1 protein-coding gene is annotated in these 231 nt (G+C 43.3%); it reads left to right on the top strand.

Annotated elements, in window-relative coordinates:
• Positions 1–231: hypothetical protein (locus AB4653_RS18690; protein WP_372104964.1), on the top strand; the 231-nt coding region annotated here is incomplete at both ends.

Here is a 231-nt window from a genome sequence, read left to right as displayed (position 1 = left end):
ATCTCTAGTCGTGGCCTGTCTCAGGTTACGGTAACGATGAAGAATAATTACGGCCCTGATGATCTTCCACAAATTTGGGATGAACTTCGACGTAAAGTGAATGATTTGAAAGGTCAACTGCCACCCGGGGTAAATGACCCTCAAGTCATAGACGATTTTGGTGATGTTTACGGTATTTTGCTTGCCGTAACGGGGGACGGTTACAGTTACAAAGAGTTACTTGATTACATT

The sequence above is a fragment of the Vibrio sp. 10N.222.48.A3 genome (assembly GCF_041475345.1).
GTDB classification, from domain to species: Bacteria; Pseudomonadota; Gammaproteobacteria; order Enterobacterales; family Vibrionaceae; genus Vibrio; species Vibrio tasmaniensis_A.
Note: the sequence above shows the minus strand (reverse complement) of the source record. Positions and strands in the feature narration are given on the sequence as shown.